Raw genomic sequence first — 11,525 nt, 5'->3', positions numbered from 1 at the left:
GATGGGCGCATGACTTCTCCGTCCACCGGTTCCGGCTCCCAGTCCCAGACCCTGTCCCGCGGGATCCAGGCACTGGAGCTTCTGGCCGAGTCGGAGACGCCGCTGACCATCGCCGAGCTCTCCGCCGGCTTGGGCGTCCACCGGTCCATCGCCTACCGGATCCTGCGCACCCTGGAGGCTCATTCGCTGGTGATGCGCGACGACGCCGGCCGGGTTTCGGCCGCGCCCGGACTCGCCGCGCTGGCCCGCGGAGTTTCCCGCGACCTGCAGTCCGCCGCTCTCCCGGAGCTGACGGTGCTGGCGAACGAACTGTCCATGACCGCGTTCATCGCCGTGTGGGACCAGCATGACTGCGTCACCCTGGTGGCCGTCGAACCCCGGCACAGCCGCACTGCCCTGATCCAGCGGCCGGGCACCCGGCACTCCTTCACCGCGGGCGCCCCGGGTATCGCCATCCAGTCTGCGGTCTCCGAGGAACACTGGGACCGGCTTGCTCCTGGGCAGCCGTACCGTGAAGAAGCTCGTCTGGCCCGACGCCGCGGCTACGCCACCAGCCACAGCGAAGTGATCGACGGCGTCGGTTCCGTTGCCGTTCCGGTGCAGGTACCCGGGCAGCTGCCGGCGTCCCTGTCCGTGGTGTATTTCGGCGCCGGGAAGGACGATGCCGGCGTCGGTGCCCGCCTGATCGAAAGCGTCCAGCAGATCGAAGCGCAGCTGCAGTAGGGGCTGTCCGGGCACGCTCCGGTTTGGCCGGATTGCAGCCAGATCTGCTGCGGCACACCCCAAATCGGCAGTTTAGAACCATACTGCTGCCGCCGAAACGTCACAAATGCTCATGTATCTCTTAGCCCGCACCCGGTTACATTGCCTCTGATAGCTTTACAGGGTTTGAGGTCTCACTTCTTCAAAATCTGCTCTTCATCATTCCTTATTCCTGCCTCATGAAATCACCCAAAGAGGACGTGCGGATCCGGGTATTCAGGTTTGCAAGGAGCTAGTTTTTCAGCATATTTATCTGGGGGAATACAAGTACATGAACAAATGGGGGAATAGAAGACATCGATCCCGGAGGGCATGGTATGCGGCTGCTATAGCAGTGCTCGCCGTTGCCTCGCAGGGCGTGTCCGCACACGCTGCGTGGGGTCACGATTTCTTCTACACGGTACCGGCGGCAGCGAAAACCGCGTGGATTGATATTGAGGCGCCAAACGCCACGGTCTCCAACACCACCGCAGAAGTGGACAACGGACAGGGACCTGTCCGTGTTGCTCTGAAGGACACCGCATTCGGGGTATCCGCGATCGTCCCGGTGGAGGCCGGCAACTTTCGCCTTAGCGTCAGCAGTGGGGCAGGCGGAGACGGCCACGTCAGCGTCAGTTTCGCTGAGGAGCAGGGCATCTTCGCCGCGTCAGACAGCACCAGAGTAGAGCTGTTGCCCGGTTCGGAGGAGGAGCCCTCGACGCCGGCCCCAACTGCTCCTGCCGTGCCCACCGAAAAACCAGCTGCCCCGACGGCGCCCGCCGCACCGACGGTGCGTCCGACGGATTCCGCTACCACGCCGTCTCCATCGTCTACCGCCGTACCGCTCCAGGCGGTTCCTTCCGGCAGCCCGTCCCCGCACGAAACAGCAGGCAGCGCTTCTTCACCGGATGCCATGCCGTCAACCGGGTGGTCCCCGGTCGTTCTGTTCGGGGCTATCGCTCTCCTCGCCCTAGGCACAGGCGTTGTCCTTGCCTGCACCCGCAGGGAGTCCGGTAAATGAAACTGCTTCGCACCCTCGCAGCCGCGAGCGTCACGGCGCTCCTCGCGGCAGGGCTGATCACTTCAACGGCAAGTCCGTCTCAAGCTCTTGCTGACCCACTCACCCGTCCGGGCACAGCCGGAGTTTTCCAGCCTGCGGAGAATTTGACGCCCCTCGTGGATTCCCAGTCCGGCCACGGGGAGGCGCTGAAGGGCGGTCAGGACACTGCAGTGCGTTTGCCCGGCGCGCAGACTGGCTCGGCCTTAGTCCGTATAAGTGTTCTGGACCCCTCAACCGATCTGGTCGTGTCCGTTGCTGGCGAACCCGCGCTGGCATCCAACGCCGGTGTCTCGAGCAGCACAACAATCCTTGCTCCCGTCACCGGCGGGACTATCGTGGTGGCCTCCACCTCCGATGCAGATGTGCGCATCGAGCTACTGGCGAGCTTTACGTCCGAAGGTGAGCCGGCTGCCGGAGGAACGTTTGCTCTGACCGCGCCGGTTCTGCGGGCAGACAGCGCCGAAGGTCTGGCTCTGGGAAATGAGCCCGCCGGATCCATTGCGGCAGTCGGCGTCGTCGGTCTGGGCGGGGTGCCCAGCACAGACGTCCGGGCGGCCTATGTCACCGTGGTTGCTGAGTCCCCGTCCGCCGGGACCGTTTCCCTAGCCGGACAGCACGTACCGCTGCAGGCTGGCACAACCATCACTTCGACCATTGTGCCCGTCGATGAGACCGGTTCTGTTCCGGTCAGCATGGATGGAAACATCGCCAGCGTGAAGATCTTCGTGCGGGGCTATGTCACGGACGCGAGCCAGAATGACACAGAACTCACCGTTGCCGGAGGGTTTGTTCCGTCCGCCTCCTTGACCGCACATACTGTCAAAATGGGCAGCGGAACCTCTCCGAGGGCTTTGGATATCAATGCACCTGACGACGCTACCCACGTTGCCGTGTCCGTCCGCGCGACGGCCTCCAGTGAAACATCGCTGCTGCACGCGGGGGCTCCGTATAAGGGCCGCGGCCGGGGAATGGTGGTTACCCCGGACCAGCCAGGGCAGCCGCAGGTATTAGTCGCGAAGCTTGACGAAGACGGGCGCCTTCCGTTCTCGGTGAGGCATGGGTCAGTGACCGCCGAGGTCACTGTCCTGGGATCCCTCGCCGGCACGGCTACGCGAACAGGCGAAGCTCCGGTGATCACCATTGAGTCCCCGGCGCATAACGCGGAGGTTGATCTTTCTGAGGTAGCGACTTTCACGGTCACGGGTTCCGTGAAGAGCGACGCCAATATCAGGAACATCATGGTTTCCGCTGACGGCGAGCCGATCGGAACCGCACCCGTCCGGGCCACGCCGGACGGATACAGTTTCAGCTTCGAGACCTCCGCGCCGTGGAACGGCCTCCACCGTTTCTCATTCAAGGTGACAGACCGTCTGGACAGGAGCAGCACCGCAGTGCTGCCGCTGCGGATTCTGGTCCCTCAAACGGAAGACACTGTGGTGAGCAGTGACGTGGTGGTACAGGAAGGTGACGGCGCTGCTGTTCTGCGTGAAGCCACGAAGGACACGCTGACCTTCGCCACAGATCCCGGGGCTGTTCCGGGCCAGGTCATTGTGGGATCACACCCCGAGGCCGCGCCGCAGGGATACCTTCGCGAGGTCGTGGCTGTCCAGAACACCCCGGAAGGCTTCGTATTGTCTACCGCGCCTGCGGCCATCACAGATGTGATCCTTCAGGCTGACGTTTCGGAACAAGTTGGGATGATCACCGATGAGGGTGCCACCCTTTACCCGGCTAACACTGTGACTCCGTCGGACATTGTGGTGGACACCGGCACCGGGGAACAGAGGGAGCGCACTGCAGGCGCTCAGTCCATCGAAACCGAACTCGAGTCCCGGATGGGCAGCAAAATCGGCGTGGAGACTCTCCTCAGCTGGTCAGGGGCCGGCGGGACCGCAGAAGAGTCGGAAGGCCGGGCCGAGCACAACGCGAAGAAACCGGCGCTGCGCGCTGAAGGGGGAATGAGCCTCTCCGGGAAGACAGAATTGTCGGTAGCCCTGATATTTGAACTGAAAATCAAGTTTGATCTGGGTTGGTTCCAGCGTCCCGAAGCAAAGCTGGAGACGTTCCAGGTTGCCCTGGAGCGCGAACTCGAGTCGGCCGTGGCTTTTGAATCGTTCGGGTCTTTTGAGGCGTCCTGGGAAAAGAAAACCGCAGACTGGGATATTGGAAAGGTAACTTTCTTTATCGGCCCTGTTCCGGTGTACATCAACGCCGAGGCAGCTGTGAATATCACCGGCGGGATCACGGGAGAGGTTAAAGCGTCTTTGACCTGGTCCGTCAACGAGAAGCAGCGCTACGGGTTTGAGTATGACGGACAGGATCTTCGCGCCATCAGGCCCTGGCCCCCGGTCCGCAATGCGCCCGTCGAGATCAAGAACGGATACTCGTTCGAAGATGAGTCTGCGGAGCCGTCCGTTGAAGGGAAGATCGCAGCGCAGGTCGGACCTGAGTTTGAGTTCAAGGTCAGTATCTACGACGCCGCAGGCCCGGTGATCACGGCAGGGGCTCTTGCCGGAGCAGAGGCCACTGTTGAGAGCGGCGAGCCCGTTTCCTGGGAAGTCTTCATTGAGGGCCAGGTTGGCGTCTCTGTCCGACTCGAGGTTCCGATCATCGACAAGGTACTTCTTGAGGCAGAGGTGGCTCGCAAGGCGACTCTTCGCATCTCCCTACTCACCGGTGAAATACCCTGGGAGACGTTCTGGAACTCCGGCGCCACCCCTCCCGACGATGGTTCCGGCCCGCCGGAAGAAGACGAACCTGTCGGTTTGGATCCCATTGAGATCCCAGAGCGTTCGTTCGAGGGCTCCAGCCTCCGCGTCACCCTCTATTGGGACAATGAGAGCGACCTGGACCTCTCTGTGCAGCAACCGGACAGTGAATGGATCAGCTACCGCGATCCCGCCCCTTCGTCTACGGGTGGTGTCCTGGACATTGATGCCCATGCCAACTGCAGTGTCACGGACCTGGGATTTGCCGGCGGGCTTGAGAATGTCTACTGGCCTGAGCAGGCAACGGCCGAAGCCGGCACCTACTCGATTCGGGTGGACGAATACCGCCGGTGCGGTTTCCCCGAACATGCCAAGTGGGTCCTCAAGGTGTACGTGGATGAGCAGCTGCGCTATCAGCAAAGCGGTAACACGGAACAGCAGTTCACCTTCAACCTCCAGAGGGGAGATGCGGGCCATCTGCGACTGCTCGAGCCTGCTTCCCCGTCGGGGCTGATCGAAGAGGAATTCGCGGTTCTGCCGGAGCACGCCAAGGCGGCGGGCTAGACATACCAGCAGGTGGCGCCCGGGAACCGGCCGTTTTACGGTTGCCCGGGCGCCGCTTGTGCGCTTTCCTTCTATGCTGCTGCCCGCACCAGAGAGCTGCTGATGTGTTCCACCTGCTCTTTTGACCTCCAACCAGGAACCCGAGGTCCGTGCAGCTGACTTGCACCGGAAACAGTTAGGCAAGTCTTGTCTTGCTGGAAACTGGGACGGAAGGGGCCTAAAACGAAAGCATGGCCCATAACCAAGCGTCCTCGAATACGGCAGCCACTCGCCTGAGAACCGCGATCCGGAACTACCCGGTAGTCGCGGCAACCGTGGTGGTGCTCGCCGTCGTGCTGATCCTGTGGGGAACCGGCGCAACCGCCCCCGCGCAGTGGATCGCCAGCCTGTACACCCTGGCCATTGTGGGTATCACCGGGTACGGCATGGTGCAGGACATTCGGCGCGGGCACTACGGCCTGGACATCTTGGCCGTGATCGCCATGCTCGCCACCGTTGCCGTGGGTGAGTACATTGCATCGCTGATCATCGTCCTGATGCTCTCCGGCGGCGAGGCGCTGGAGGATTACGCCGCTGGCCGGGCCAAGGGCGAACTCGATGCACTGCTGGACAGGGCCCCGCAGATCGCGCACCGGCTGCCGTCCGGAGCGGACACCGGCGGCAATGCGGCGTCCGGCAAACCCGCCGCCGAGCTCGCCGAAGACATCCCCGCCACCGAGGTGGCCGTGGGCGACATCCTGCTGATCAAGCCCTCCGAAGTGGTGCCCGTGGACGGTGTGCTGCTCTCCCCTGCCGCGGCTTTCGATGAATCCTCGCTGACCGGTGAATCCATTCCGGTCTCCCGCTCCGCCGGGGACTCGGTGATGAGCGGTTCAGTCAACGGCACGCACGCAGTGCGCATCCAGGCCACGGCGACGACGGCGAACAGCCAGTACCAGCGCATCGTCGCCCTGGTGCAGGAGGCGAGCGAATCCAAGGCTCCCGTGGTACGGCTTGCGGACCGCTTCGCCGTTCCTTTCACCATCGTTTCCCTGCTGATCGCCGGCGTAGCCTGGGCGGTGTCCGGGGACCCGGTGCGGTTCGCCGAAGTCCTGGTGCTGGCCACCCCCTGCCCGCTGCTGATCGCCGCCCCGGTTGCGTTTATGGGCGGCATGAGCCGCTCCGCCCGGCACGGCATCATCGTCAAGGGCGGAGCCACCCTGGAACAGCTCGCCGAAGCCCGCAGCGCCGCGTTCGACAAGACCGGCACCCTCACCTACGGCCGCCCCGAACTGGTCTCGGTGAACCCGGTCAACGGCTTCACGGCTGATGAGCTGCTGAGCCTGGCAGCATCTGCGGAGCAGTACTCCTCCCACGTGCTGGCCGCGTCAGTGCTGGCTTCGGCCGAGGAACGAGGACTGCCGGTTCAGCCGGCGGAGACCGCCCAGGAAGTGGCGACCAACGGCGTCGAGGCCCACATTGGCGGACGGACCGTGCGCGTGGGCAAACGCCGCTTCATTGAGGAAGTGGACCCGGCAACGCAGGCCGCGGACCTGGCCCCGGGCCAGATGGTGGTCTACCTCAGCGTCGACGGGCGTTTCGCCGGAACCCTGATCCTCAGCGACACGGCACGCGAAAACGCCGCCGCCACCCTGGAACGCCTGCGCGCACTGGGCATCCGCGAGACGGTGATGCTTACCGGCGACGGTGCGGCCACCGCCGAGAGCATGGCCCGCGCCGTCGGCATCACCGATGTGCGCGCCGAGCTGCTGCCCGAGGACAAGGTGAAAGCCGTGGCCGCACTGCCGGTGCGGCCGGTGATCATGGTGGGCGACGGCGTCAACGACGCGCCGGTGCTTGCGGCAGCCGACGTCGGAATCGCCATGGGTGCCCGCGGTTCGACGGCGGCCAGTGAGTCAGCTGACGCGGTGATCGTCGCGGACGATATCTCCAAGGTCGCCACCGCCATGGACATCAGCAAACGGACCATGCGCGTGGCGCTGGGCAGCATTTGGCTGGGCATCGCCCTGAGCGTGGTGCTGATGCTGGTGGCAGCTTTCGGGTACATTCCGGCGGTGGCCGGTGCGCTCACCCAGGAGCTGGTGGATCTGGCCACCATCCTCAACGCCCTGCGGGCCCTGCACGGCAAGACCCTGTTCCGGCGGGCGGGCAAGTCCACTGCGGTGGTCTCGGCCCCGGTAGCGGGTTCTGCTTAGACTGGCCAGCCCCGGTGCCGCCACCTCCGCTTTTTTCGCCTTCCACCGTTGCGGTTCGCTGCAGTGGCAGGAAGACTCGCCTCGCAGCGTTGCGCTGGGAGCCGGCTGCGGCCGGAGACGCCCGTAGAACTGGCCGCTGAGGTGGAGGGGTTGCCGTGCGAAGACCCAGGGGGAGACGATGACCGTTTTCGAGGAGTCGACTGGCACAGGCGCCGACGTGGATCTGCCTCCGGACGAAATCGGAGAGGGCCTTTCGGGCACACAGGGTAAGACCATCTCTTTTGTCTTTCCTGTCTACAACGAAGCGGAGAGCATTCCGAGGCTGCATGAAGAGCTCACTGCCGCAGTCGCATCCATGAACTACGAGGCCGAGTTCGTGTACGTCAATGACGGCAGCACGGACAATTCCCTGGATCTGCTGCTGGAACTGCGTTCAAAGGACGATCGGGTCATGGTTTTGGACCTTGCCCGCAACTACGGGCAGCAGATGGCCGTAACCGCAGGAATGGACCGGGCGTCCGGCGATGCCGTAATCATCATGGACAGCGACCTCCAGGATCCTCCTGCCGTCTGCCTCCTGCTCATTGAGAAGTGGGAGGAAGGCTACGACGTTGCCTATGCCCAGCGGCGGACCCGGCAGGACCCCTGGTTCAAGCAGGCCACGGCCAGCGCCTTCTACCGCGTGCTGCAGCGGCTCGCGGACGTTGACATTCCGCGCGACACCGGAGATTTCCGGCTTCTGGACCGGCGGGTTGTGGAAGAGCTTAAGAAGTTCGGGGAAAAGTCCCGGTTTATCCGCGGCATGGTCAGCTACGTCGGGTTCAACCAAATTGGTGTTCCCTTCGACCGGCAGAAAAGGTATGCAGGCTCCACCAAGTACCCGCTCGGAAGACTGACGAGGCTGGCCTCCGATGCCATCCTCGGGTTCTCTACCTTCCCGCTGACCCTCATTAGCCGTGTGGGCTACGGGGTGGCCCTATTGAGTGTTGTAGGGATCTTCTACGTCCTGATCCAGAAGCTCTTCTTCCCTGAGGTACTCGTTGCCGGCTGGGCCTTTATAGTTATTAGCGTGCTTTTTGTGGGGGGCCTTCAGCTCATTATGCTCGGGATCCTGGGCAGTTACGTGGGCCGCATATATCAACAGGTGCAGGGCCGGCCGCTGTATGGCTTGAAGGGCGTCCATCCCGCCAGGGTCCATGCGGGCAAGCAGGATTGGGCATGACCACAAAGTCCCCGGGCCTACGCTTTGCGCAGGCTGTGCTCAATCACCGGGGCTGGGTGGCGCTGGGCGTGTTCCTGCTTCTCGTCCTGTGCCTCAGGCCGGTGACGAACAACGTCTTCCTTCAAGTAACCTCTGCGCTGGTGGCAGGGCTCGCGGTGTGGCAGGGAAACAGGCTTGCAGCGTTTTACCGGCGAGCCTGGCTGAGTGTCGTCCGGGGTGCACAGAAGCGGGGATCCACGCCGGTGCTGGTTGCCGTGTCCATGACCTTCTGCGGCCTGGTCCTCTGGGGCCTGGTCAACAATCTTGTGGACCCCCAGTACGGGGCCTCAGAGTTCGACTACGTACCCGTGCTGGCAGCCGCCGCGGTGACAGGGCTTTTGCTGCCCGCCATCTATGGGGCGGTAGATACCGTCGCGGGGCTGCTGAGCCGGAGCCGGGCGCTGCGGACAGTGCTTCTGTGTACGTTCTTCATCGTCTTCTTCGCCGTTCAGGTGCGAATCGGCTACGCTCTCCGGATACCACCCGGGTGGGATGCCCAGATGGTGCTCGACTCCGCAGCAGACCTCGCCAGGGACCCGGCGGCGACCCTCAACGAGTTCTATTTCTCGACATTCTCCAACAACCTCGCATTGACTCTGGGCCTGGCCGGGTATTTCAAGGCTGCAATGCTGTTCGGAGCGACCGACCTGATCTTTGCCGCCGTCGTCCTTAACTGTGCGGCGTTGACTGTGGGCGCATTGCTGACCTACTTGGTTGCACTCCGCGTGGGTAATCAGTCGATCGCCTTGTTCACGCTGATTCCCTCAACCATCTTCCTGCTCCTGTCGCCATGGATCGCGGTGGCTTACTCCGACACGCTCGGGCTCCTTTTTCCAATCTTCCTGCTCTACCTGTACCTGCTTCAGGCCGGACTGGACCACCCCTTGAAGCGCGCACCCATCCAATTGGCGATGGGTATCACTGCTGTAGTTGGATACAACATCAAGCCAACGATCATCTTTGTCCTCATTGCTGTGGCCTTGGTCGCCGGGACCGCACTTTTGTCATCCAAAACAGGCAGGCGGAAACTCACTGCGGCCGTGACCGGCACCCTGATTGTGGCTGGAAGCTACACTGCCGGATCCTATGCGCTCACTTCGGCAATGAACGCCTCGGCAGCTGTCCCCTTCGACCTGCGCACGAATGACCAGCTTTTCCCAGCCGCGCACTATCTCAAGATGGGTGCGCAGAGGAACGACGCCGGTCCCTACAATCCCTGGTACGGCGCATGGTCCGGGCCCGACGTTAACGAGACTTTGTCGTTTACCCCGGAAGAGCGGACGGAACGGAACTTCCAGATCTACCTCGACAGAGTCGAGGAAATGGGACCACAGGGATATACCGCGTTCCTCAGCGCCAAGCTGATCTGGATTCTGGGAGACGGCTCATTCTTCATGTGGGGTGAAGGTGTTGTGGCTGGGAAGCCATTTCTTGCAGACGATCCCCTGAGCCGGGAAATCCAGTCATATTTCGGTTTCGAGCAGGAGAACTACGGAACTCTCATCAATCTTTGGCAGACAGCCTGGATAGTCCTGCTGGCGTTGACTGCCCTGCCCTTGTTCCTGGCCCGCCGGTCCCTGTTTGCTGATCCCGCGACCATGATGCGCGTAGCCCTGCTGGGACTGTTCATTTTCCTGCTGCTCTTCGAAGCACGAAGCAGATATCTGTACCTGTATCTGCCCTTCTTCATCATCCTGGCATCACTTTCCGCCAGTGCGATCTCCCCGCGTCGGCGCCCGCGCTCCGGCGCCCGCCGAAGCGTCGCCTCCCAGCCAGCCGTCACCGAGGAGCATCAGGACCGGCCTGCCCCCAATCACCCGGGCGAAGAACCCGCCCGGGCCGACGCCGCCATGGCACCCGCAGGCACCGGCGGGTCCGGGTCGAAAGGACCTGAGGAACAACGATGACCAGGGCCACAGCCCCCATGTGAGAGGGTGCTGCACCGGCCAGGTATTTTCCGGCAGGTGACCGATGAACTGCTCTGGCGCCATGCTGGCCAGCGGGAGTACATTTGCCCGCAATCGAACCTCCGGAGGCGGGCATGGCAGGGTCACGAGAGTTCAAGAAAATTGTTGTGGGCGTGGATGGTTCGGAGGAGTCCGTGGAAGCGCTCCGGCAGGCCCAAACGCTGGCTGAACCGCTTGGCGCCCGAGTTGAGGCCGTCACCTGCTGGGAGTTCCCTCAGCTGTACGACGGGTACGTCACCATGCAGGCCGAGGACTTTCGGGACAGTGCCGGGAAGGTCCAGCAAGACACCCTTTCCCGTGCCTTCGGCAGCGAGATTCCGCGGAACCTGCTGGCCCGCCTTGCACAGGGCAATCCCAAGTCCGCGCTGGCTGACGCCAGCAGGCACGCAGATCTGCTGATTCTGGGACGGCGTGGCCACGGTGCGCTGGCCGGGCAGCTGTTCGGGTCCGTCAGTTCCTCACTCGTCGCTCATTCTGCATGTCCGGTACTGGTGGTCCATCGGCCGGAACCCGACGGTAAGGATTAGACCGTGAACAGGGAAGCGGCGGGCACAGCGGGGGCACGGCTGGTGGGACTTTTCTTTAGCGCGACGGCAATAGGAAACACCTTTGGCACGTTGCGGATTGCCACAGGTTTCCTGGAGTGGCTGCGGGACGGGGCCTGGCTGCCGCCGTTCCGGAGTGTCTTGAAGCGGCTGGTTCCGGCCGCGCCGGCGGTGGTTTTGGCAGCAGCGGCTTTCCAAGCCGTAATTGCCTTTATGCTGCTCTCCGGCAAGGGTATCCGGACGGCGCTGCGGCTGGCGCAGCTCTTCGTCCTGGGCCTCATCCCCTGCATCGCCTGGCCGTACTGGGTTGTGAATGCGGGGCTGGCCGCAGTGTTTGAGGCGGTTCGCAGAGCCTGCAGGCCCCGCAGTCCCGCGGCTGTCCCGGCGGCGGACACTTTAGCGGCGGCGGGCTCGCCGGCATCATAATCTCCCGATTCATTGAAGGCCCGTTTAGGCGACGAATACGATCGGGGCACCGTTTGAA

General features: G+C 63.2%; 7 protein-coding genes. All 7 read left to right on the top strand.

From position 1 onward, the window contains the following. Positions 1–9: 9 nt before the first annotated feature. The 7 genes from ACWGQ2_RS14335 to ACWGQ2_RS14305 all read left to right on the top strand — a co-directional run bounded on the left by ACWGQ2_RS14335 (position 10) and on the right by ACWGQ2_RS14305 (position 11,467). Positions 10–723 carry an IclR family transcriptional regulator gene (locus ACWGQ2_RS14335; RefSeq protein ID WP_452018395.1) on the top strand — a complete coding sequence of 238 codons (714 nt, stop codon included), beginning with the start codon at positions 10–12 and terminating at the stop codon, positions 721–723. 1,323 nt (positions 724–2,046) lie between these two features. Beyond that, positions 2,047–5,073 (top strand): hypothetical protein, encoded by a 3,027-nt coding sequence (locus ACWGQ2_RS14330; protein ID WP_452018393.1) that lies wholly within the window; start codon positions 2,047–2,049, stop codon positions 5,071–5,073. 230 nt (positions 5,074–5,303) lie between these two features. Then, positions 5,304–7,268, top strand: a complete 1,965-nt coding sequence (locus ACWGQ2_RS14325) for a heavy metal translocating P-type ATPase (protein ID WP_452018391.1) — start codon at positions 5,304–5,306, stop codon at positions 7,266–7,268. Positions 7,269–7,446: 178 nt separating this feature from the next. Beyond that, positions 7,447–8,490 (top strand): glycosyltransferase family 2 protein, encoded by a 1,044-nt coding sequence (locus tag ACWGQ2_RS14320; RefSeq protein ID WP_452018389.1) that lies wholly within the window; start codon positions 7,447–7,449, stop codon positions 8,488–8,490. Then, positions 8,487–10,436: a hypothetical protein gene (locus ACWGQ2_RS14315; RefSeq protein ID WP_452018387.1), complete on the top strand. Its 1,950-nt coding sequence runs from the start codon at positions 8,487–8,489 to the stop codon at positions 10,434–10,436. The genes ACWGQ2_RS14320 and ACWGQ2_RS14315 overlap by 4 nt, the downstream gene beginning before the upstream one ends. A gap of 134 nt (positions 10,437–10,570) precedes the next feature. Continuing rightward, a complete protein-coding gene (locus ACWGQ2_RS14310; RefSeq protein WP_452018385.1) occupies positions 10,571–11,023 on the top strand; it encodes a universal stress protein in 453 nt (150 codons plus the stop codon). 3 nt (positions 11,024–11,026) lie between these two features. Continuing rightward, on the top strand, positions 11,027–11,467 hold the full coding sequence (locus tag ACWGQ2_RS14305; RefSeq protein ID WP_452018383.1) for a hypothetical protein: 441 nt from the start codon (positions 11,027–11,029) through the stop codon (positions 11,465–11,467). Positions 11,468–11,525: the final 58 nt, after the last annotated feature.

Source organism: Arthrobacter sp. NPDC055585 (assembly GCF_053619115.1).
This window is presented reverse-complemented; position numbering and strand designations above follow the sequence as displayed.